This window comes from Streptomyces sp. NPDC020742, assembly GCF_040641675.1.
Taxonomy (GTDB): domain Bacteria; phylum Actinomycetota; class Actinomycetes; order Streptomycetales; family Streptomycetaceae; genus Streptomyces.
This window is the reverse complement of sequence record NZ_JBFAEA010000017.1, coordinates 154211-177619: the sequence shown is the minus strand read 5'-3', so window position 1 is coordinate 177619 and position 23409 is coordinate 154211. Positions and strand designations below refer to the sequence as shown.

Here is a 23409-nt window from a genome sequence, read left to right as displayed (position 1 = left end):
AGGACATCGACCACTCCTCGCTGCTCAGCGTCAGCAGCTCCGGCGCGATCCTCTCCGAGACCGTCCGCGCCCAGTTCGCCGCGCTGGTCCCGGGCCCACCCCGTACGTCACACACCCGCAAGAGGACGGTCATCTCGGCGGTGCTAAATCGTGGGCGGAAGCGGGCATGCATCCGGCCATGGGAAGCCGCGAAGTCCGATCGGAAGATCAACTGTCAGTGGGGCCGCCTACGCTCCCTGGCATGGGTTACGCACACCTGCGCGAACTCCAGACCGCGCTGACCACCGCCTCCGACCTTGCCCGCGCCCTGCAGTCCGCGCCGAACCGGCACGCCGCGGACGAGCTGGTGGACGTCCTCCGCCAGGCGCTGACCGCCGCCGGCTCGCTGGGCGCCGAGACCGGCCCGACCGGCTGCGCCCTCCATCCGAACGGCGCGGTCGACCCGCTGTTCGGCGACCCGGAGGACCCCCTCCCGCCGGGCTACGGCAAGTGCCTGCTGTGCAACGATCGCCGGCGCCGGGCCGACGCCCACCACCCGCACATCCGGCCGCACGCCCGGCCACACCCCCTCCGGCGCCGCCGGCTGAGCGCATAATGCCCCCATGACCGATCATCAGGACCGCGCTCCCGCCCGCCCGCTGCTGCGCTTACCGGAGGACGGTGAGCTGATAGACGTCGCCGGTGTGGCGCACTTCTTCCGGCTCACCGGCGAGCACACGGGCGGCCACTTCTCCTGCGAGGAGTTCACCCTCGCACCCGGCACCATCGGTGCCAGGCCCCACGTACACCACGGACATGACGAGTACTTCTACGTCCTTGAGGGCGAGCTGACGCTGCACACCGGGGACGGTGAGGTGACGGCCGGCCCCGGCCATCTGCTCGCGGCCACCCGCGGCACCCCGCACGGCTTCCGCAACGCCGGCACGGTCCCGGCCCGCGCCCTGTGCCTCTACACCCCGGCCGGCTACGAGAACTACTTCCGCGATGTCCACGCCGCGGTGAGCGCCGGGGCCGAGGCGACCGACGAGCTGCTGGCCGAGTTCCGCAGCCGCTACCGGACCACCTCCCACCAGGTGCCCGCCGACACCCCGTAGTTCCCGGACCTCCGGGGAGGCGGCGGGCGGGGCCGGGTGTCGGCCCCGCCCGCCCGGGCTACTCCGCCCGGTCCTCCGGCCGCTTCTCCGGCCGCAGCGCGATCCGCCCCAGCACCCCGGCGACGATCAGCGCACCGACCGCGATCAGCACCGCGTCCGGTACGCCGTTCCCGAGCCGGGTGGCCCACTCCTCGACCCGGAACTCACTGTCCGCATCGAGGATCCCGGGCAGCGCGCTGGTGCCGTTGAAGCGCAGGAAGAGCACGCCGATGGCGATGAAGAACGCCCCGGACAGCAGCGAGGTGGTGTGCAGCCGCAGCCTGCCGAGGGTGAGTTCCCGGCCCCGCAGCCAGCCCCGGCCGCCGAGCCGGAAGCGGTCCCACAGCAGCGCCAGGACGAACAGCGGCAGCGCCATGCCCAGCGCATACACGGCGAGCATCGACGCCCCGTACACGGGGTTGCCGCTGACCGCCGTCACGGTCAGCACCGCGCCCAGGATCGGTCCGGCACAGAAGCCCGCCAGGCCGTAGACACAGCCCAGCAGGAAGGTGGAGACCGCGGTGCGCGGGGTGATCCGGGCGGCCGCGGCCTGGGCGCGCCGGGAGGCGAAGCCCAGGCCCAGGATCTGTGCGACGCCCATCGCGATCACCACCCAGCCGCCGATCGCGACCAGCAGATCGCGGTGGCCGTTGAACAGCCGGCTGGCCGCCGTGCTCGCCGCGCCGAGCGGCACCAGGGTCGTGGCCAGCCCCAGGTAGAACACCCCGGTGCGGGCCAGCAGCCGGCCCGTGCCGGTCAGCGAGTACGCGAAGAACGCCGGCAGCAGCAGGGCGCTGCACGGGCTGATCAGGGCCAGCGCCCCGCCCAGGAAGGCCGCGAGGTAGCCGATGTCGGTGGTCACTTCCCGGCCCCCGCGCCCTTCGCACCCGCCTTCGCCGCGGCGTCCTCGATGGTCTTGGCGAAGACCGCGGTGGGCTGGGCCCCGGCCACCGGGCGCCCGTTGACCAGGAACGACGGCGTGGACTGGACACCGAGCTGGTAGCCCTCGTCCTGGTCCTTCTTCAGCGCCCGCTCGGCCTCGTCGCTCGTGAGGTCGGACCGGAACTTCTCGATGTCCTTGACCCCGCTGGTGCGGGCCAGCTCGACGAGCTCGTCCTCGGCCAGCGCGGCGCCCTTGCGGGTCTTGGCGTACAGCGTGTCGTGCATCTGCCAGAACCGGCCCTGCCGGCCGGCCGCCCAGGAGGCGCGGGCGGCCCGCTCGGAGTCGGCGCCGAAGACCGGGAAGTTGCGGAACTCGATGCGCAGGGTGCCGGCGTCGACGTACTTCTTGACCAGCTCGGGCTGGGTCTCACGGGTGAAGCGCCCGCAGAACGAGCACTGGTAGTCGGCGTACTCGACCAGCACCACCGGGGCGTTCTTCTTCCCCACGGCGAGCGGGTCACCGTCCGCGCGCCGGCTGGTCCGCCGGGCGAGGTCGTCGAACATCTTCTGCTGGGCCGGGTCCTCCTCGGCGGAGGCGGAGGCCGCGGCCTCCGGTTCGCCGGTGCGGGCGGTGTCCCGGTCGCCCTCGACGGACGTGCCGACGGCGATGCCGATGGCGAGCACCGCCACGACGAGGGCGATGACCGCGCCGATGGCGGCCAGTTTGCGGGTGCGGGAGGCGGAGTTGGGCATGCGAAAGCTCCAGACGTACGGAGAGGAAAGGTCGGGCCGTGTGCGTCGGGAGGACGGCCTATATCCGCAGTACGGGCAGGAGCGCGGTGTGGTCGGTGGCGGAGGAGCCGTCGGTCGGCGGCCGGGCGAGCGCGAACTGCGCCGGCAGATCGACCGAGAGCGGCCCGGCGCCGGTGGTGGCGGGGGCCAGTGGCTCGGCGCGGTGCGGGGCGGGCAGCGGGGCGGACTCCTGAGGGCCGGGCGCATGCCGGTCCGAGCACCGCTTCGGCGCGGCGGCGACGTCCGGCGTGGTGGCGACGTCCGGCGCGGCAGCCGTCGTACCGCCCGGTGCCAGCGCCGCCGCGGTGGCTTCGCTGACCGCCGGGGTGACGAGTCCGACAGCCTGGGCCTGTGCGCCACCACTGCGGCACAGCAGTGGCCCGAAGGTCACCGTGAGGAGGAGCAGCAGCATCACCGCCGGACGGCGCGACCGATGCATGGTCCTCCTCTCCCTGGCCACCGCACGCATGAACGGCCCATCCTACGAGCCCGCGGGCCGCACCCGGTGAACCGACCGGCGCGACGCGACGGCCGGCCGGCCGAGGGGCGCCGGGCCGGGCGGGGACGGTGTGGAGGGGCGGGGCGCGGTCAGCGGTCGGTGACCCGCATTTCGAACCAGGTCGTCTTGCCGCGCGGCAGCAGGTCCACGCCCCAGCGGTCGGAGAGGGTGTCGACGAGGAAGAGCCCGCGCCCGCTGACGTCCATCTCCTGGACGGGCATGAGGCAGGGCAGACCGCGGGAGGGGTCGCGCACCTCGATGCGGAGCCAGCCGCGGCGGCGGAGCATCCGCAGCCCGAAGGTGCGGGCACCGGTGTGGCGTACGGCGTTGCCGACCAGCTCGGAGACGAGCAGGACGGCGTGCTCGGCCAGCTGGGGCGCGAGTGACCACTGTTTCAGAAGGACACAGGCGGTCAACCGCCGGGCGGTGCCGGCGGACTGGGGGCGGGACGGCAGCCGCACCTCGCCGAGGGGGGATTCCCCCACCGGTTCGGGTGGCGCGGACACCGGCCCGCGGGGTGCCCGAGCGGGGCCGCCGTCCGCTTCGGGGATGCCCCATCGCGCGGCGGCCGGATCGCTCCGTGGCCGCGGCTGCTCCATTCCTTCGAGGCCCGCCATGCCCCCCATGATGGCCGCTACTTGGCCGTCACGGGGGTGGAACCGGTGGAATGCCTTGTCCGGAATCACCGGTTCCAGAGCCCCTCCGAGACATATGCCAACGGCAGTTAAGGTTCCGGGTCCCCTTGGCTGACCTGCGACTACCCCTGGCACACCAAGGATCAACCCGGTGCGTCAACAAGGCTGTCTTAAGGCGCAATTAAGCCTTCCGCAATTCGCCCACACGAGGCATCCGGTCCCGGCCAAACGTCATCACGCCGTCAACGCCGGTCGTTTCAGCGGAACTTGGCCTTGCCCGGGCCCTCCTCGACGAAGCTGCGCATGCCGATCTCCCGGTCCTCGGTCGCGAACAGCCCCGCGAACCAGTTGCGTTCGACGGCCAGGCCGGTGTCGATGTCGGTCTCCAGACCGGTGTCGACGGACTCCTTGGCGGCCCGCAGCGCCAGCGCGGGCCCGGCCGCCAGCCGCGCGGCCCAGGCGTGTGCCTGCTCGTAGACCTCGGCGGCCGGCACCACCCGGTCGACCAGCCCGATGGCGAGCGCCTCCTCGGCCTTGACGTGACGGCCGGTGAAGATCAGGTCCTTGGCCTTGGAGGGGCCCACCAGCCGCGCCAGCCGCTGGGTGCCGCCGGCGCCCGGGATCAGACCCAGCAGGATCTCCGGCTGGCCGAGCTTGGCGTTGTCCGCGGCGATCCGGAAGTCGGCGCAGAGCGCCAACTCGCAGCCGCCGCCCAGCGCGTAGCCGGTGACCGCGGCGACCACCGGCTTGGGGATCCTGGCGACGGCGGTGAACGAGTCCTGCAGCGCCTTGCCGCGGACGACCATGGCCGTGTGGTCCATGGCCTGCATCTCCTTGATGTCCGCGCCGGCCGCGAACACCTTCTCGCCGCCCCAGACGACGACGGCGCGCACATCGTCGCGGCGGGTGACCTCTTCGGCGAGCTCGCGAAGCCGGTCCTGGGTGGCGATGTCCAGCGCGTTCATCGGCGGGCGGTCCAGGCGGATGGTGCCGACGCCGTCGGCGACCTCGAGATTCACAGTCATGCCGGAAGGTTAGTACGCGTTAACGACGACGGGACCGGTGCGCTGTGTCACAGTGCACCGGCCCCGCCGCCGCGCGGCCGCATCCCGGCCCCGGTACGTGCCCCGCCGTCAGGACCCGGCCTTCCACCGCTCCCAGGACAGGTTCCAGTCGCTGAACCCGTTGTCCGGCTGGATCGTTTCGTCATGCGAGTTCTTGACGACGACCACATCGCCGATCAGGGAGTTGCGGAAGAACCAGGCCGCCGGGGTGGAGCGGTCGCCACCGCCCCGCACGTCGAACAGGCCCACACAGCCGTGGCTGGCATTGCGGGTACCGAACGTCGCCCGACCGGACCAGTAGTTGCCGTGGATGAACGTGCCGGACGCGCTCAGCCGCATCGCGTGCGGCACGTCCTTGATGTCGTACTCGCCGCCGAAGCCGACGGTGTCGCCGTTCATCCGGGTGACCGGGTGCTTCTCGCTGATCACCATCGTGCCGTTGTAGGTCTCGGTGCCCGGCGCGCCCGAGGTGATCGGGATGGTCTTGATCTTCTTGCCGTCGCGCACCACGGTCATCTCCTTCGACCGGGCGTCGACCGTGCTGACCTGGCTGCGGCCGACGGTGAACGAGACCTCCTTGGCCTGGGTGCCGTAGACGCCGGGGCGCCCCTCGACGCCGTCGAGGTCGAGCTTGAGGGTGACCTTGGTGCCGGGCGCCCAGTACTTCTCGGGGCGGAAGTCGAGCCGGTCGTTGCCGAACCAGTGGCCCTCGATCGGGACCGACGGCTCGGCGCGCACCGTGATGGCCTTCTCGACGGCCTTGGGGTCGGTGATGCCGCGGGTGAAGTGCAGCGAGACCGGCATCCCGACGCCGACCTGCTGGCCGTTCTCCGGGCTGTAGACCCCGATGAAGGTGTTCTTCGGGGTGAGGGTGGTGAAGCTGGAGTGCTCGGCGGCCGCCCGGCCCCGGCCGTCCACCGCGACCGCGTCGACGGTGTACCGCGTCGAGGCCCCCAGGTGGCCGCTGGGCCGCCACAGGGCGCCGTCGCCGGATATCTTCCCGCCGACCTCGTTGCCCTTGGCGTCCTTGACCTTGACGGAACGGAGCCGGCCCTGGTCCGCGGTCACCTTCAGCGCACCGGTGGTGGCGACGTCGTCCGCGCCGTCCTTGGGCGCTATCGTCACCGCGGCCCGCGAGGCGGCCCCGGCCCCTCCTGCCTTGCCGGACGCCGCCTTGTCGTCACCGTCGTCGCCGCCGCACGCGCTGACCAGCAGCAGCACCGCGCCGAGCAGGAGCGCGAGCGGCCCCCGGCTCCCGTGCGGCCGCCGCCGGCGCGCCGGCACCCCTCGATTCGGCTGGACGTACACCCCTGGCCCCCTTCCCCTGGCACGGCCCGCGGTCCCCGCACGCCTCTGCGGACAGCCGCGCCCTCGCCGTTAGAAAACCACACCGCAGTGACAGTGAACTCCCCACGGAGGTCACCGTTCAGTCCCAACTGCGCGGGTGCGCAGGTGCGCCACCGCCCGTCGTGCGCGGCCCTCGGCGCGCGCCCCGCTCCCTGCGCCTCGGCGGCGCCCCCGCCGAGCCCGTCGCCGGGCGCCCGTCAGCGCAGCGCCGAGCCCGCCCGCCACTGCTCCCACGGCATGTTCCAGCCGCCGAGCCCGTTGTCCGGTGCGACCGTGCGCTCCGGGGAGTTCTGCACCACCACGGTGTCGCCGACGATGGACCGGGCGAAGAACCAGCCGGCCGGGGTGTCCTCGGCGCCGCCCCGGACGTCCTTGAGGCCGACGCAGCCGTGGCTGGTGTTGAGCCCGCCGAAGACCTCGGGCCGGGCCCAGTAGTTGCCGTGCAGGAAGGTCCCGGAGCGGGTCAGGCGCATGGCGTGCGGTACGTCCGCGATGTCGTACTCCCCGCCGAAGCCGACGGTGCCGCCGTCCATCCGGGTCACCGAGTGCCGCTCCAGGATCACCATCTGCCCGTTGTACGTGGGGTTCTCGGCGTCGCCCGCGGTGACCGGGAGCACCGCCACAACCCGGCCGTTCGTCCGCACCGTCATGGTGTGCCGGGCGGCGTCGATGGTGCTGACCTGGTCCCGGCCGACCCGGTAGCGCACGGTGCGGCGCTGGGTGCCGTAGACGTCCGGCCCGGTCTTCACCCCGCGCAGCCGCAGCTGCACGGTGATCGCGGTGCCCGGCCGCCAGCGGTACCGGGGCCGGAAGTCCAGCCGCCGGCGGCCGAACCAGTGGGCGGCGACCTCGACATGGGGGCGGGCGCCGACGGTGACGGCGCGTTCGACGGCCGCGCGGTCAGCGACCGGCCGGTTGAAGACCATCGACACGATCAGACCAGTGCCGACCGTGGCATCGCTCTGCGGGGAGAAGTGCGCGGTCAGGTGGTGGACGGGCGCGGCGGTGGTGAAGGCCGAGCGGTGGGTGGAGCGGTGGCCGGCGCCGTCCAGTGCCACCGCCTTGACGGTGTAGTGGGCGCCGGGCCGGAGGGGCCCGGGGGCCGGCCGCCAGACCATGCCGTCGGGTGAGATCCGGCCGGTAACCCGCTGCCGTCCGCCGGTTCCGCTCCGGACGGCCTCGACCCGCTCCAGCCGCCCCTCCGGCACCCGCACCTCGAACCGCCCGTCGGTCCGTACGCCGTGCGCGCCGTTGTGCGGGACGATGCTGATGGTCCCCTCCGGGGCGCGCGGCACACCCGGGTCGAAGACGACGGACCCCGCACAGCCGGCGAGCGCCGCCGCCCCGGTGACGCAGGCCGCGGCGGCCAGGGCGGCCCGCAGGCGGCGTGCCGGGCGCCCGGCGGTCCGGTGGCGCGCCGCCCGGCCCCCCGCCCGGTCCGGCGTCCGGCCCCGCGCCCGCGGTGCCCCGCAGTGCTCGGCTCGGTCCCCTGCTCGGTCCTGCTGATGGGCGGTCATATACCGGATTGTGACGGATGTCGCCCGGCTTGGGAGGTATGCCGCGTTACGGGATGTCATGGACACCCCCTCGGCGAGGGTGCGCGGCGACTCCGCCAGGGAGCGGTACCGGACGCCGGCACCGGTCCCGGAAGCGTGAGGCAACGCCCGGTTGCGGGAAGAACAACGGGGAGGGCGGGAACACCTGCGCGGCCGGGACTCCCCCAGCGACGGCTGGGCGGCTCCCCCTGCCGGGGCACCGCCCGACCGAGCCATGAGCCGCAGGAGGCCGGCACGTGTCGAGCGCACCCGAGCAGGAGGCGGTGGCGGACGAACCCCTCGCGCCACCCGTGGACGTCCGCCCCGGCAGTCCGACGCCGCTGGGGGCCCGGTATCGCACCGGGCCCGACGGCGTCGCGGGCACCAACTTCGCCCTGTGGGCGGGTGGCGCCGAAGCCGTGGAGCTGTGTCTGTTCGACGACGCGGGGCGCGAGACGCGCCAAGCGCTGACCGAACTCACCCATGAGATCTGGCACGGGTTCCTGCCCGGTGTCCGCCCCGGCCAGCGGTACGGCTACCGGGTGCACGGCCGCTGGGACCCGTGGGCCGGGGCCCGCTGGAACCCCGCCAAGCTGCTGCTCGACCCGTACGCCCGGGCCGTGGACGGCGACTTCGGCGCGCGGACCGAGCCGGCCGGCACCGGCAGGGCGCTGCCCGCCCCGCTCTACGCCCACGTCCGCGACTGGCCCCAGCAGCACCTCGCCGACACCGTCCGCGACGACCGGGACTCCGCCCCGTTCGTCCCCAAGGGCGTGGTGGTCGGCGGGGACACCGGGGACGAAGGCGCCGAGGACGAGTGGCGCGACGACGTCCGGCCCAAGACGCCCTGGCCCGACTCCGTCCTCTACGAGCTGCACGTCCGCGGCTTCACCATGCGCCACCCCGGCGTCCCGGAGCACCTGCGCGGCACCTACGCGGGCCTGGCGCACCCGGCCGCGCTGGAGCACCTGGTCCGGCTCGGCGTCACCGCGGTGGAGCTGCTGCCGGTCCATCAGTTCGGCCACGAGGACCACCTGGTGCGCCGGGGGCTGCGCAACTACTGGGGCTACAACTCCATCGGCTACTTCGCGCCGCACGCCGGCTATGCCGCGACCGGCACCCGGGGCCAGCAGGTGGGCGAGTTCAAGCGGATGGTGCGGGCGCTGCACGACGCCGGCATCGAGGTGATCCTCGACGTCGTCTACAACCACACCGCCGAGGCCGGCGAGCTGGGCCCGACGCTCTCCCTACGGGGCATCGACAACCGCGGCTACTACCGCCTGGCGGGCGACGCCCGGCGCTACGCCGACTACACCGGGTGCGGCAACACCCTGCACGTCGTCCAGCCCCAGGTGCTGCGCCTGATCACCGATTCGCTGCGCTACTGGGTCACCGAAATGGGCGTGGACGGCTTCCGCTTCGACCTGGCCGCCTCGCTGGCCCGTTCCCTGCACGACGTCGACATGCTCTCCCCGTTCCTCGCGGTGATCGCCCAGGACCCGGTGCTGCGCCGGGTCAAACTGATCGCCGAGCCCTGGGACGTGGGCTCCGGCGGCTACCAGGTCGGCGCGTTCCCCCCATTGTGGACGGAGTGGAACGACCGCTACCGCGACACCGTCCGCGACTTCTGGCGCGGCGCCCAGCACGACGTCCGCGACCTGGGCTACCGGCTGTCCGGCTCCAGCGACCTCTACGCCTGGGGCGGCCGCCGCCCGTACGCCTCGGTCAACTTCCTCACCGCGCACGACGGTTTCACCCTGCGCGACCTGGTCAGCTACGAGCACAAGCGCAACGCCGCCAACGGTGAGCACAACCGCGACGGCAGCAACGACAACCGGTCCTGGAACTGCGGCGCCGAGGGCGAGACCGACGACCCCGACGTCACCGCGCTGCGCCGCCGCCAGCTGCGCAACCTGCTGACCACCCTGCTGCTGTCCACCGGCGTGCCGATGCTGGTGGCCGGCGACGAGATGGGCCGCACCCAGCACGGCAACAACAACGCCTACTGCCAGGACAACGCCACCAGCTGGGTCGACTGGTCCCTGCTGGCGGACCCGCACTGGCGGCGGCTGGCCGACCTGGCGGCCCGGCTGATCGCGCTGCGCCGCGCGCACCCCGTCCTGCGCCGCCGGGCCTTCTTCTCCGGCCGGCCGCAGGGCCGCGGCGGCCTGCGCGACCTGGCCTGGTTCACCGCCGACGGCACGGAGATGACCGAGGGCGACTGGTACGCCCCGGGTGCCACGCTCGCCATGTACCTCTCCGGGAACGACATCTCCCAGCGCGACGCCCGCGGCGTCCGCATCGTCGACGACAGCTTCCTGGTGGTCCTGCACGCCGGCCCCCGCCCCCGCCCGCTCACCCTCCCGGGCCCGCCCTGGGCGCAGTCCTACGAACTCCTCCTCGACACCGGCCGGGAGGACCTGCCCGAGGCGGCGCCACCGGTGCATCCGGCGGGCGGCACCCTGACGCTGCAGGGGCGGTCGGTGCTGCTGTTCCGGGCGGTCCCCGGCTGAGCGGAGGTGCGTCGCCTCCCCGACGAGCGGCCGGCCCCCGAGGGTCCCCCTGCACGGCCGGCACCCGTCACCCGGGACACTGGGTACCGGGGCCGCCCACCGCCGACCCCGCCCGGTCCACCGCAGGGCGCCGGGCGTGACGGGTCGGCGAGGGGGCAGGTGCGCCGTCAGGACGACGCAGGGGGGACCGATGGCAGACAGTCCACGGGGGCCGGAGGCCCGCGATCAGCACAGCGCCGGGCGGTACTTGTGGTGGCTGGTGGTCCGTCAGCGAGGGCGGGCCGCGGCCGGGGCGCTGTACGGCAGCCTGTGGATGGTGGGGCTGATGGTGCCCCCGTACGTGCTGTCGCGGGCGATCGACGAGGGGCTGGCGCCCGGGCGGATGTCGGTGCTGGCCGGGTGGGCGGCGGTGTTGCTGGGCGTCGGGGTGGTCAACGCCTGGCTGGGGACGATGCGGCACCGCACGATGACCAGGATCCGGATGGACGCCACCTTCCGCACGGTGCGCGCCCTGGTCGCGCACACCCTGCACCTCGGCGCGGCGCTACCGCGGCAGGTGACGGCCGGGGAGGTCGTCACGATCGGGATCGGCGATGTGGCGGTGATCAGCCAGACGCTGACGATGACCGGGCCCGGCGTCGGCGGGGTGCTGGCGTACGGCGTGGTCGCCGTCCTGCTGTTGGGCGTGTCGCCGCTGCTCGCCGTGGTGGTGCTGCTGGGCGTGCCGCTGCTCGCGCTGCTGGTGGGGCCGCTGCTGGGGCGGCTCCAGGGCGTGGAGGCGCGGTACCGCGAGCAACAGAGCGGACTGGCGGCGCGGCTGACGGACCTGGTCGGCGGGCTGCGGGTGCTGGGCGGCCTGGGCGGCAAGGAGGTGTTCGCCGAGCGCTGCCGGCGCGAGGCGCGGCAACTGCGCCGGGCCGGCTACCGGGTCGGCGCGGTGACCAGCTGGATCCAGGCGCTGGGGGTGGGCCTGCCGACGCTGTTCCTGGCCGCGGTGACCTGGCTCGCGGCCCGGATGGCGGCCCAAGGGGAGATCACCGTGGGCGAGTTGGTGGCGGTCTACGGGTACGCGGCGGCGCTGGTGGTGCCCGTCTCGTTCTTCATCGAGGGCGGCTACGACCTGACCCGCGGGCTGGTCGCCGCCCGCCGCGTGGTGCGGTTCCTGCAGTTGGAGCCGGACACCGCGGACGGCCCTGAGGCGGCCGGTGCCGACCGCGCACCGGAGGGACCGGCCGCGCTGCGGGACCCGGTCTCGGGCGTCGAGGTGGTGCCCGGGCTGCTGACGGCCCTGGTCTCCGCCCGGCCGGCGGAGACGGCGGCGGTGGTCGACCGGCTGGGGCGCTTCGCGGACTCCGCGGCCACCTGGGGCGCGGTGCGGCTCGACGAGATCCCGCGGCACGAGGTCCGCGACCGCATCCTGGTGGCGGACAACGAGGCGGACCTGTTCGCCGGGACGCTGCGCGAGGTGCTCTGCGGGCGCCGGGACCGCGACGAGCGGGCGATCGCGGACGCCGTCCGCGCGGCGCTGGCCGAGGAGATCGTCCGCGGGCTGCCGGAGGGGCTGGACACCCCCGTCGAGGCGCAGGGCCGCAACCTCTCCGGCGGGCAGCGGCAGCGACTGCGCCTGGTGCGGGCGCTGCTGGCCGACCCCGAGGTGCTGCTCGCGGTCGAGCCGACCTCGGCGGTCGACGCGCACACCGAGGCGGGCGTCGCGGCCCGGCTGCACGCCGCCCGCGCGGGCCGGACCACGGTCGTCACCAGCACCTCACCACTGCTGCTGGACCGGGCCGACACGGTGTGCTTCCTCGTCGACGGACGGGCCGCGGCGGTCGGCACCCACCGGCAGCTCCTGGAGGAACAGCCCGGCTACCGGGCACTGGTGGCACGCGACGAGGACGGACCGGAGCGGCTCCGGACCGACGGGGGCACGGCCCTGCTCCCCCGGCCGGTGCCCACGACGGCGGAGGAGGACGCGCGATGACGACGACGGTGACGGTCTCCGACCGGTCCGGGCGGACCGGCGACACCCCGCCCGGTGCGACGGCCCTGCCGGTCGCCGGGCCCGCAGCGGTCCGGCGGGCGGCGCTGCGGCTGATCCGGCGGGACGCCCGCGCGTTCGCCCTGATGCTGGTGCTCAATGCGCTAGCAGCCGGCGCCGGGCTGGTCGGCCCCTGGCTGCTGGGGCGGATCGTGGACACGGTGCGGGCGGGCGGCGGGGTGCGGGCGGTGGACCGGCTGGCGCTGGTCGTCGTGGTGTCCGCGCTGGTGCAACTGCTGCTGGCGCGCGGTGCACGGTACGTCGGGCACCGTTTCGGCGAGCGGACCGTGGCGCGGATCCGGACCCAGTACGTGGACCGGGTGCTGGCGCTGCCCCCGGCGGTGGTGGAGCGCGCGGGCAGCGGCGATCTGACGGCCCGTGGCACGACGGACGTCGCGTCGGTCGCCCGGACGCTGCGGGACGCCGCGCCGGAGGTGTGCGTCGCGGCGGCACAGGCGCTGTTCCTGCTCGGTGCGGTGGTGGTGCTCGGTCCGCTGCTCGGGCTGTGCGGGCTGGGGCTGCTGTGCGGCCTGCTGGCGGTGCGGTGGTACCTGCGGCGCGCGCACCGCGCCTACCTGGCGGAGGGGGCGGCGACCTCGGAGCTGGCGGAGCTGCTGGCGGCCACCGCGGAGGGCGCACGGACCGTCGAGGCACTGGGGCTGCAGGAGCGCCGGTGGGCGGCGGCCGAGCGGGCGGTGCAGCGGTTCCGCGAGACCCGCCTGCGGACGCTGTTCCTGCGCAGTGTGCTGCTGCCCGCCGTGGACGTCTCGTACGTGGTCCCGGTGGCCGGGGTCCTGCTGGTCGGCGGGGCGCTGCACCGGCAGGGCGGGATCACGCTGGGGGCGGTGGTCACCGCCGCGCTGTACCTGCGCCAGCTGGCCGATCCACTGGAGACCGTCCTGCTGTGGGTGGAGCAGATCCAGTCCAGCGGCGCCGCGTTCGCCCGGGTCGAGGGCCTGGTCGGGGCGCCGCGGCTCCCGAAGGCCGCGCCCGGCACCCGCCCGCTCCCGGCCGACGACCGGATCGACGTCACCGGCGTCCACTACGCCTATGACGGGGCGGGTGACGACGTGCTGCGCGGGGTCGATCTGACCATCCGGCCCGGGGAGCGGATCGCGCTGGTGGGGCCCTCGGGCGCCGGCAAGTCGACGCTGGGGCGGCTGCTGGCCGGCATCGAGGCGCCGCGCCACGGGTCGGTGACGGTGGGGCGGGTGCCGATCGCCTCGCTGGACCCGGAGGTGCTGCGCCGGCAGGTCGTGCTCGTCACCCAGGAGCACCATGTGTTCCTGGGCACCGTCCGGGACAATCTGCGGATCGCCGCGCCGGAGGCGGACGACGCCGCGCTCACGGCCGCGCTGGCCGCGGTGGGGGCCGGCTGGGCCGAGGAGCTGCCGGCGGGCCTGGACACCGAGCTGGGCCCGGGCGGGTACCGCCCCGACGGCTCACAGTCCCAGCAACTCGCCCTGGCCCGCGTGGTGCTGGCCGATCCGCACACGGTGATCCTGGACGAGGCGACCGCGCTGCTCGACCCGCGCACCGCGCGGCACACCGAGCGGGCGCTGGCCGCGGTCCTCGCCGGCCGTACGGTCATCGCCATCGCCCACCGGCTGCACACCGCGCACGACGCGGACCGGGTCGGCGTGCTGGAGGCCGGCCGCCTCACCGAACTCGGCACCCACGACGCCCTGGTGGCGGCGGGCGGTGCCTATGCCGCGCTGTGGGAGTCCTGGCACGGGCGGCCCCGTGGGTGAACGCGGGGTGACGCCCCCGCATCGTCCGGCTTTCGGACGCCGATTTCGCGCAACGGACGTTTTCCGGCCAATTAGTTGAACGGAGCCTGACAACTCGCCACTCGCGGTGGGACTCTTCCCCGCAGTCGCACGGTCCCCACAGCACCACACCGTGCAGCAGCACCGTTCCAACGGAACCACCGCATCATCCCGTTCCACCGGAACCCTCGCACCATCGCGTTCCACCCGTACGTCGCGGCAGCGCGCGTACGCCTTCCCCCCACACGCTCCACGAGTTCTGCCTCGCTCTGCCCGGACGGCCGTTGGCCGCCCTGGTCCCCCTCGGCCGCACCGTCACGAAGCGGCCACCGCAGAAGGAGTCAGTGTGAGACGCACCCCCCATGGACGCGCCGTTGCGACCGGCGCACTGGTCGCCGTCACGGCGATGCTGGCCGTCGGCGTACAGACCGGCACCGGCACGGCGGCCGCCCCGCGGCCTGGCACCGCGCACGCCGCCCCCGCCCCCGGCGCCCTGCCGGCCAAGCTGTCCCCGTCCCAGCGTGCGGAGCTGATACGGGCAGCCGGAGCCACCACCGCGAAGACCGCACGGGAGCTCGGGCTCGGCGCCAAGGAGAAGCTGGTCGTCAAGGACGTCAGCAAGGACGTCGACGGCACGGTCCACACCCGCTACGAGCGCACCTACGAGGGGCTGCCGGTGCTCGGCGGCGACCTCGTGGTGCACGCGAGCAAGGCCGGCGCGCTCAAGGGCGTCACCAAGGCCGTCCGTTCCCAGATCAAGGTCCCCAGCACCACCGCCAAGGTCACGCCGGCCGCCGCCACGGCGAAGGCGGTGGCGGCGGCGCGGACGCTCGGGTCGAAGAAGACCGACGCCGCCAAGGCCCCGCGGAAGGTGGTCTGGGTCGCTGACGGCAAGCCGGTCCTGGCCTACGAGACCGTGGTCGGCGGGCTGCAGGACGACGGCACGCCCAACCAGCTGCACGTCATCACGGACGCCACCACCGGCGCCAGGATCTTCCAGTACCAGGGGATCGAGACCGGCGTCGGCAACAGCGAGTACAGCGGCAAGGTCACCATCGGGACGTCCGGCTCGGCGCCGAACTTCTCGATGACCGACGCCACCCGCGGCAACCACAAGACCTACGACCTCAAGCACGGCTCGTCGGGGACCGGTTCGCTGTTCACCGACGCCGACGACACCTGGGGCGACGGGACGCCGCAGAACGCGCAGACGGCCGGTGTGGACGCCGCCTACGGTGCCCAGGAGACCTGGGACTACTACAAGAACGTGCACGGCCGCAGCGGCATCCGCGGGGACGGCGTCGGCGCCTACTCCCGCGTCCACTACGGCAACAGCTACGTCAACGCCTTCTGGGACGACGGCTGCTTCTGCATGACCTACGGCGACGGCAGCGGCAACGCCGCCCCGCTGACCGCCATCGACGTGGCCGGCCACGAGATGTCGCACGGTGTCACCGCGGCCACCGCCAACCTCACCTACAGCGGCGAGTCCGGCGGCCTCAACGAGGCGACCTCCGACATCTTCGGCACCGCGGTGGAGTTCTACGCCAACAACGCCTCGGACCCCGGTGACTACCTCATCGGCGAGAAGATCGACATCAACGGCGACGGCACCCCGCTGCGCTACATGGACAAGCCCAGCAAGGACGGCGCCTCCGCGGACTACTGGTCGAGCGGCGTGGGCAACAAGGACGTCCACTACTCCTCCGGTGTCGCCAACCACTTCTTCTACCTGCTGTCCGAGGGCAGCGGCCCGAAGGACATCGGCGGCGTCCACTACGACAGCCCGACCTCCGACAACCTGCCGGTGCCGGGCATCGGCCGGGCCAACGCCGAGAAGGTGTGGTTCAAGGCGCTTACCCAGTACATGAGCGCCAACACCAACTACGCGGGCGCCCGTACCGCCACCCTCCAGGCCGCGGCGGACCTCTTCGGCCAGGGCAGCGCGACGTACAACACGGTCGCCAACACCTGGGCGGCGGTCAACGTCGGCGCACGGGTCCCGGACGGCGGCGGGGTCACCGTCACCAACCCGGGCAACCAGACCAGCACCGTGGGCCAGGCGGCGAGCCTGCAGATCAAGGCGACCAGCGGCACCGCGGGCGCGCTGACGTACGCGGCGACCGGGCTGCCCGCCGGGCTGTCGCTCAACGCCAGCAGCGGTCTGATCTCCGGCACCCCGACCACCGCCGGCACCAGCTCGGTGAAGGTGACGGTCACCGACGCGGCGAAGAAGACCGGTACGGCGGCCTTCACCTGGACGGTCAACGCGGCCGGCGGCGGCAGCGTCTTCGAGAACTCCGACGACGTGCCGATCCCGGACGCGGGCGCCGCGGTCACCTCGCCGATCACCGTCAGCCGCAGCGGCAACGCACCCAGCACCCTGAAGGTCGGGGTGAACATCGTGCACAGCTACCGCGGTGACCTGGTCATCGACCTGATCGCCCCGGACGGCACGACCTACCGGCTGAAGAACGCCAGCGCCTTCGACTCGGCGGCGAACGTGAACACCACGTACACCGTCAACGCCTCCTCCAAGGCGGCGAGCGGCACCTGGAAGTTGAAGGTCCAGGACGTCTACTCCCAGGACAGCGGATACATCAACGGCTGGAAACTGACGTTCTGACCCTGGGACAGCACCCGGCCGTCACCTTGGTGTGACATAGGCGGACCTGTTCCCGGCGCAGCGCCCTCAACAGGGCCGCTAAGAAGGTGAGTTGGGCGCCGCCCCCGGATTTTCGGGGGCGGCGCCCCGCTTCTTTTCCCGGATGGCGCGCCCGACCCCGCTAACGATTTTCAGCCAAGATGTGAACAGACTCCTGACATGCACGCGTTCGAATGGCAGTCTTCCCGACGCACGTCACACCCGCATCGCTTTGCACCCCCACCACTGGCAAAGTTGAAGGAGTCACGCGTGACCCCCCGCATATCCCGTAAGACCCGTGTGACCGGAACCGCCCTCGCGGCGGCGGCCCTGCTGGCCGCCGGAATCACGGCCGGTACGGCCGGCGCCTCGCCGGCCCCCACCCCCACGAAGGACGGTTCGCCGCTCCAGCTCAGCGCCTCGCACCGTGCGGAACTGCTGCGCGACGCGAGCTCCCTCCGGGCCCAGACCGCCAAGTCGCTCGGGCTCGGTTCGCAGGAGAAGCTGGTCGTCAAGGACGTCATCAAGGACGCCGACGGCACCACGCACACCCGCTACGACCGCACGTACCAGGGCCTCCCGGTGCTCGGCGGCGACCTGGTCGTGCACACCGCCAAGGGCGGTGCGATCAAGTCCACCACCAAGTCCACCGAGCACGCCATCAAGGTCGCCTCCACCACGGCGAAGATCGCCCCGCAGTCCGCCGCGAAGTCGGCACAGGGCACCGCGGCGCACTCGCTGGCGGCCAAGAAGGCCGACGCGCAGACGCCGAAGAAGGTCGTCTGGGCCGCCTCCGGCACCCCCGTCCTCGCCTACGACACCGTCGTCAAGGGCGTCAAGAAGGACGGCACCCCCAGCCGGATGCACATCATCACCGACGCCAACAGCGGCAAGAAGCTGTTCCAGTACGACGAGATCCGTACCGGCAAGGGCGAGAGCGAGTACAGCGGCAGCGTCGACCTGGCCACCTCCAAGGAGGGCAGCGGCTACACGCTGACCGACGCCGACCGCGGGGGTCACAAGACCCTCAACCTCGGCAACAGCGAGTCCGGTGACGGCAAGGCCTTCACCGACGACGACGACAAGTGGGGCACCGGCAAGGCCGACGACCCGCAGACCGCCGCCGTCGACGCGCACTACGGTGCGGCCGAGACCTGGGACTACTACAAGAAGGTGCACGGCCGGAACGGCATCAAGGGCGACGGCAAGGGCGCCACGTCCCGCGTGCACTACGGCAAGAGCTACGTCAACGCCTTCTGGGACGACAGCTGCTTCTGCATGACCTACGGCGACGGCGAGGGCGACAAGAAGCCGCTCACCGCCATCGACGTCGCGGCGCACGAGATGTCGCACGGTGTCACCTCCGCCACCGCCAACCTCACCTACAGCGGTGAGTCCGGCGGCCTGAACGAGGGCACCTCGGACATCTTCGGGACCTCGGTCGAGTTCTACGCCAAGAACGACAAGGACCCGGGCGACTACCTCATCGGCGAGAAGATCGACATCAACGGTGACGGCAAGCCGCTGCGCTACATGGACAAGCCGTCCAAGGACGGTCAGTCGCAGGACAACTGGGACTCCAAGACCGGTGACCTCGACCCGCACTACTCCTCGGGTGTCGCCAACCACTTCTTCTACCTGCTGTCCGAGGGCAGCGGCCCGAAGGAGATCGGTGGCGTCAAGTACGACAGCCCGACCGCGGACGGCAAGAAGGTCGAGGGCATCGGCCGGGACAAGGCCGAGAAGATCTGGTTCAAGGCCCTGACCGAGTACATGACCTCCAACACCGACTACAAGGCCGCGCGCGAGGCCACCATCAAGGCCGCCACCGACCTGTACAAGGCCGACAGCCCCGAGGTCAAGGGCGTCGAGGCCGCCTGGACGGGTGTCGCCGTCAAGTGACGCAACGAGCGGGAACGTGCTGAACGTGCCGGGGTAACGTGCCCCCGGAACGGGCGGTGTCCGGAGATTCCTCCGGGCACCGCCTTCACGCGTTTCCGGGGCACCCAGGGCGTCCCGGCCACCTGGGCGGTTGCGGCGGGGTGGCCCGCGCCGCCCCCGGCCACCTTCCCGCCGCTCACGGTCGCGCCCCGCCCCACGAGCCCCCTCCCACTCCCCCAACCGCCCTCTGCCCCAAGGGAGTTCACCCCTCCTACGGCATCCGGAGCCTGCCCTACCGGCGGGTCCGTCGATATGGCCGATTCCACCCCCTCACGCGCCCTTGTACGGACTCCCTCCTGGAGAGAGGCTGCGGTGTGCGCCGACGGACCCCGGCGCGACACCGGACCTCCGCACACCGCAACTCCGCTGTGATCAGACCGAGTTGAGGAGGCGAACGCCGACCGTGTCAGCGCAGCCCCGCCGCCGCCCGGAGGGGGGCGGAGAGCGGTCCGCCGGATCAGGGCGGACCGGTTGTTACGTACCAGTAGTGCGCATTCCGCCGGACTCCCCCGGCGCCGCCCGGGGGAAGGCCCACCACGTACACCCCGGCCGGCCGTGCCCTCCGCCAGCCGGGTGAAAGCGGACTGGAGCGCCCCTGCCCGCAACCGGCCGCCCCGTCGGGAAGCGGATACAAAGGACAAAACCCAGCAAAGCAGGACACTAGCCCAGGTGAGCCCATGATCGGTCGCATCCCTGTTCTGGACATCCGCCCGCAGATCGATTGCGGCCGCCGCCCGGCGAAGGCCGTGGTCGGCGAGGCCTTCGAGGTCTCCGCCACGGTCTTCCGCGAAGGCCATGACGCGGTCGCGGCCAATGTGGTGCTGCGCAACCCCGCGGGGCGCAGCGGCCCCTGGACCCCGATGCGGGAGCGGGCGCCCGGCACCGACCGGTGGTCCACCGAGGTCACCCCGGACGTCGAGGGCCGCTGGACCTTCACCGTCGAGGCCTGGTCCGACCCGCTTGCCACCTGGCGCAAGCACGCCTCGGTCAAGATCCCGGCGGGCATCGACACCGAGCTGGTGCTGGCCGAGGGCGCCGCGCTGCACGAGCGGGCGGCGGCCGAGGTGCCCAAGAGCGACGGCCGGGAGACGGTGCTGGCCGCCCTGGACGCGCTGCGCGACCCCCAGCTGCCGGCCGCCACCCGGCTCGCCGCCGCACTCGCCCCGCAGGTCATCGAGGCCCTCGGCCGGCATCCGCTGCGCGAGCTGCTCACCGTCTCGCGTCCCATGCCGCTGGTGGTCGAGCGCCGCCGGGCGCTGTACGGCTCGTGGTACGAGCTCTTCCCGCGCTCCGAAGGCGCCGTGGTCACCCCGGGCGGCACGGCCGTCAGCGGCACCCTGCGCACCGCAGCGGAGCGGCTGCCGGCGGTCGCCGCGATGGGCTTCGACGTGGTCTACCTCCCGCCCGTCCACCCGATCGGCACCTCCTTCCGCAAGGGACGCAACAACACCCTTTCGGCCGGTCCGGAGGACGTCGGCTCCCCCTGGGCGATCGGCTCGGCGGCCGGCGGCCACGACGCCCTCCACCCGGACCTGGGCACCTTCGAGGACTTCGAGCACTTCGTCCGTACGGCCCGCGACCTGCGGATGGAGGTGGCGCTGGACTTCGCGCTGCAGTGCTCCCCCGACCACCCCTGGGTCACCCTGCACCCGCAGTGGTTCCACCGCCGCGCCGACGGCTCCATCGCCTACGCCGAGAACCCGCCGAAGAAGTACCAGGACATCTACCCCCTCGCCTTCGACACCGACTACCGGGGGCTGATCCGGGAGACCGAGCGGGTGCTGCGCTTCTGGATGGCCAAGGGCGTCCGCATCTTCCGGGTGGACAACCCGCACACCAAGCCGGTGGCGTTCTGGGAGAAGGTGCTCGGCGACATCAACCGCACCGACCCCGACGTGCTCTTCCTCGCCGAGGCGTTCACCCGTCCGGCCATGCTGCACACCCTGGCGAAGATCGGCTTCCAGCAGTCGTACACGTACTTCACCTGGCGCAACACCAAGCAGGAGCTGACCGAGTACCTCACCGAGCTGTCCGGGGAGTCGGCGTCCTACCTGCGGCCCAACTTCTTCGTGAACACCCCGGACATCCTGCACGCCTACCTCCAGGAGGGCGGCCGGCCGGCCTTTGAGATCCGTGCCGTACTGGCCGCCACCCTCTCGCCCACCTGGGGCGCCTACGCCGGGTACGAGCTGTGCGAGTCGACGCCGCTGCGGCCGGGCAGCGAGGAGTACCTCGACTCGGAGAAGTACCAACTCAGGCCGCGCGACTGGGAAGCGGCGGCGCGGCAGGGGCGGACCATCGCCCCGCTGATCACCACGCTCAACCGCATCCGCCGCCGGCACCCCGCCCTGCAGCAGCTGCGCAACCTGCACTTCCACCCCACCGACAACGACGCCGTGCTCGCCTTCTCCAAGCGGGCGGGCCACGGCGGCGGTGCCGACACGGTGGTCACGGTGGTCAACCTCGACCCGCACCACACCCACGAGGCGACGGTGTCGTTGGACATGCCGGAACTCGGCCTCGGCCGGCACGAGTCCTTCCCGGTGCGCGACGAGCTCACCGGCGATACCTACCACTGGGGCAGGGACAACTATGTGCGCCTGGAGCCGGGCCGCGCCCTCGCGCCCGCCCATGTGCTGTCGCTGCGACCGTCCTCACCGATCGGAGGGTCACCCAATTGATCGTCAATGAGCCCGTCCCCGACACCTTCGAGGACACACCGGCGAAGGACCGCGATCCCGACTGGTTCAAACGGGCCGTCTTCTACGAAGTCCTGGTGCGCTCGTTCCAGGACAGCAACGGCGACGGCGTCGGCGACCTCAAGGGCATCACAGCCAAACTCGACTACCTGCAGTGGCTGGGGGTGGACTGCCTCTGGCTGCCGCCGTTCTTCAAGTCCCCGCTGCGGGACGGCGGTTACGACGTCGCCGACTACACCGCGGTGCTGCCCGAGTTCGGCGATCTGGCGGACTTCGTGGAGTTCGTGGACGCCGCGCACCACCGCGGCATGCGGGTCATCATCGACATGGTGATGAACCACACCAGCGACCAGCACCCGTGGTTCCAGGAGTCCCGCAAGGACCCCGAGGGCCCCTACGGCGACTACTACGTCTGGGCGGACGACGACAAGCAGTACGCCGACGCCCGGATCATCTTCGTCGACACCGAGGCCTCCAACTGGACCTTCGACCCGGTCCGCAAGCAGTACTACTGGCACCGCTTCTTCTCCCACCAGCCGGACCTCAACTACGAGAACCCGGCCGTCCAGGAGGAGATGATCTCCGCCCTGCGGTTCTGGCTGGACCTGGGCATCGACGGCTTCCGGCTGGACGCGGTGCCGTACCTCTACGCCGAGGAGGGCACCAACTGCGAGAACCTCCCCGCCTCGCACGCCTTCCTCAAGCGGGTCCGCACCATGGTCGACACGCACTATCCGGACACCGTGCTGCTGGCCGAGGCCAACCAGTGGCCCGAGGACGTGGTCGACTACTTCGGCGACTACGGCGTCGGCGGCGACGAGTGCCATATGGCGTTCCACTTCCCGGTCATGCCGCGGATCTTCATGGCGGTGCGTCGGGAGTCGCGCTACCCGGTCTCGGAGATCCTCGCCAAGACCCCCCAGATCCCCTCCGGCTGCCAGTGGGGCATCTTCCTGCGCAACCACGACGAGCTGACCCTGGAGATGGTCACCGACGAGGAGCGCGACTACATGTACGCGGAGTACGCCAAGGACCCGCGGATGCGCGCCAACATCGGCATCCGACGGCGGCTGGCCCCGCTGCTGGACAACGACCGCAACCAGATCGAGCTGTTCACCGCCCTGCTGCTGTCGCTGCCCGGCTCGCCGATCCTCTACTACGGCGACGAGATCGGCATGGGCGACAACATCTGGCTCGGCGACCGGGACGCGGTGCGCACGCCGATGCAGTGGACGCCGGACCGCAACGCCGGCTTCTCCTCCTGCGACCCCGGCCGGCTCTCCCTGCCCACGATCATGGATCCGGTCTACGGCTACCAGGTCACCAACGTCGAGGCCGCGATGAGTTCGCCGTCCTCGCTACTGCACTGGACCCGCCGGATGATCGAGATCCGGAAGCAGAACCCGGCGTTCGGACTCGGCAGCTACACCGAGCTGTCCTCCACCAACCCGGCGGTGCTGGCCTTCCTGCGGGAGGCGCCGGGCACCGGGGGTGCGGACGACGACCTGGTGCTGTGCGTGCACAACTTCTCCCGGTTCGCGCAGCCGACGGAGCTGGACCTGCGGGCGTTCAACGGCCGCCATCCGGTGGAACTCATCGGCGGTGTCCGCTTCCCGGCCATCGGGGAACTGCCGTACCTGCTGACCCTGGCGGGGCACGGGTTCTACTGGTTCCGGCTGCGCAGGAACAGCACGGCGGGACACGCCACACACACCGGGCACGCCGGGCACGCAGCACCCGCCGGACACGCAGCACCGGCCGGGCACGCCGGAAGCACCGCCTAGCGTCGGCGCCCTGACCGGGCACGGGCGCCCCGCACTCCGCCCGTACGCGGCCCCATGGCGCGTACGGGCGTTTTTTGACCTTTCGGCCGGGCAGGTTCCCTCCTACCGCACGGGCCGGGTGAGCCATCGTCGGC

The 23409-nt window shown here is 72.5% G+C and carries 16 protein-coding genes; 9 read left to right on the top strand and 7 right to left on the bottom strand.

Translation table 11 applies throughout. The annotated features are described in order from the left end of the window. Positions 1-241 precede the first annotated feature (241 nt). Together AB0G84_RS26145 and AB0G84_RS26140 are read left to right on the top strand one after the other, a co-directional pair. Entirely contained in the window at positions 242-595 is a 354-nt protein-coding gene (locus tag AB0G84_RS26145; RefSeq protein WP_361325448.1) for a hypothetical protein, read from the top strand. A 7-nt stretch (positions 596-602) separates the two neighbouring features. Further along, the gene (locus AB0G84_RS26140) at positions 603-1094 is read left to right on the top strand and encodes a cupin domain-containing protein (RefSeq protein WP_361325445.1); all 492 of its coding nucleotides are present in this window, start codon (positions 603-605) and stop codon (positions 1092-1094) included. 58 nt (positions 1095-1152) lie between these two features. Here AB0G84_RS26140 and AB0G84_RS26135 read toward each other — a convergent pair whose 3' ends face one another. From AB0G84_RS26135 to AB0G84_RS26105, 7 genes are all read right to left on the bottom strand, one after another. Next, positions 1153-1995, bottom strand: a complete 843-nt coding sequence (locus tag AB0G84_RS26135) for a cytochrome c biogenesis CcdA family protein (protein ID WP_361325442.1) — start codon at positions 1993-1995, stop codon at positions 1153-1155. Continuing rightward, the gene (locus AB0G84_RS26130) at positions 1992-2768 is read right to left on the bottom strand and encodes a DsbA family protein (RefSeq protein WP_361325439.1); all 777 of its coding nucleotides are present in this window, start codon (positions 2766-2768) and stop codon (positions 1992-1994) included. Before AB0G84_RS26130 ends, AB0G84_RS26135 begins: the two co-directional genes overlap by 4 nt. Positions 2769-2826: 58 nt before the next feature. After that, positions 2827-3246 (bottom strand): hypothetical protein, encoded by a 420-nt coding sequence (locus tag AB0G84_RS26125; protein WP_361325436.1) that lies wholly within the window; start codon positions 3244-3246, stop codon positions 2827-2829. A gap of 149 nt (positions 3247-3395) precedes the next feature. Next, positions 3396-3923 carry an ATP-binding protein gene (locus tag AB0G84_RS26120; protein ID WP_361325433.1) on the bottom strand — a complete coding sequence of 176 codons (528 nt, stop codon included), beginning with the start codon at positions 3921-3923 and terminating at the stop codon, positions 3396-3398. A gap of 275 nt (positions 3924-4198) precedes the next feature. After that, positions 4199-4966, bottom strand: coding sequence for an enoyl-CoA hydratase-related protein (locus AB0G84_RS26115; RefSeq protein ID WP_361325430.1), 768 nt, complete (start codon positions 4964-4966; stop codon positions 4199-4201). Between the two features lie 108 nt (positions 4967-5074). Continuing rightward, positions 5075-6289, bottom strand: coding sequence for an Ig-like domain-containing protein (locus AB0G84_RS26110; RefSeq protein ID WP_361325469.1), 1215 nt, complete (start codon positions 6287-6289; stop codon positions 5075-5077). A gap of 260 nt (positions 6290-6549) precedes the next feature. Then, on the bottom strand, positions 6550-7869 hold the full coding sequence (locus AB0G84_RS26105; protein WP_361325427.1) for an Ig-like domain-containing protein: 1320 nt from the start codon (positions 7867-7869) through the stop codon (positions 6550-6552). Between the two features lie 275 nt (positions 7870-8144). On the opposite strand from AB0G84_RS26105, the gene glgX reads away from it, so the two are divergent. From glgX to treS, 7 genes are all read left to right on the top strand, one after another. Next, positions 8145-10400 carry a glycogen debranching protein GlgX gene (gene glgX / locus AB0G84_RS26100; RefSeq protein WP_361325424.1) on the top strand — a complete coding sequence of 752 codons (2256 nt, stop codon included), beginning with the start codon at positions 8145-8147 and terminating at the stop codon, positions 10398-10400. Between the two features lie 190 nt (positions 10401-10590). After that, positions 10591-12381, top strand: coding sequence for an ABC transporter ATP-binding protein (locus tag AB0G84_RS26095; RefSeq protein ID WP_361325421.1), 1791 nt, complete (start codon positions 10591-10593; stop codon positions 12379-12381). Beyond that, complete coding sequence (locus tag AB0G84_RS26090; protein ID WP_361325418.1) at positions 12378-14189, top strand: ABC transporter ATP-binding protein; 1812 nt, start codon at positions 12378-12380, stop codon at positions 14187-14189. Before AB0G84_RS26095 ends, AB0G84_RS26090 begins: the two co-directional genes overlap by 4 nt. 364 nt (positions 14190-14553) lie before the next feature. After that, entirely contained in the window at positions 14554-16833 is a 2280-nt protein-coding gene (locus AB0G84_RS26085) for a M4 family metallopeptidase (protein WP_361325416.1), read from the top strand. Between the two features lie 288 nt (positions 16834-17121). Then, positions 17122-18753: a M4 family metallopeptidase gene (locus AB0G84_RS26080; protein WP_361325413.1), complete on the top strand. Its 1632-nt coding sequence runs from the start codon at positions 17122-17124 to the stop codon at positions 18751-18753. A gap of 716 nt (positions 18754-19469) precedes the next feature. Continuing rightward, on the top strand, positions 19470-21473 hold the full coding sequence (locus AB0G84_RS26075; protein WP_361325410.1) for an alpha-1,4-glucan--maltose-1-phosphate maltosyltransferase: 2004 nt from the start codon (positions 19470-19472) through the stop codon (positions 21471-21473). Further along, positions 21470-23275: a maltose alpha-D-glucosyltransferase gene (gene treS, locus AB0G84_RS26070; protein ID WP_361325408.1), complete on the top strand. Its 1806-nt coding sequence runs from the start codon at positions 21470-21472 to the stop codon at positions 23273-23275. Before AB0G84_RS26075 ends, treS begins: the two co-directional genes overlap by 4 nt. Positions 23276-23409 lie beyond the last annotated feature (134 nt).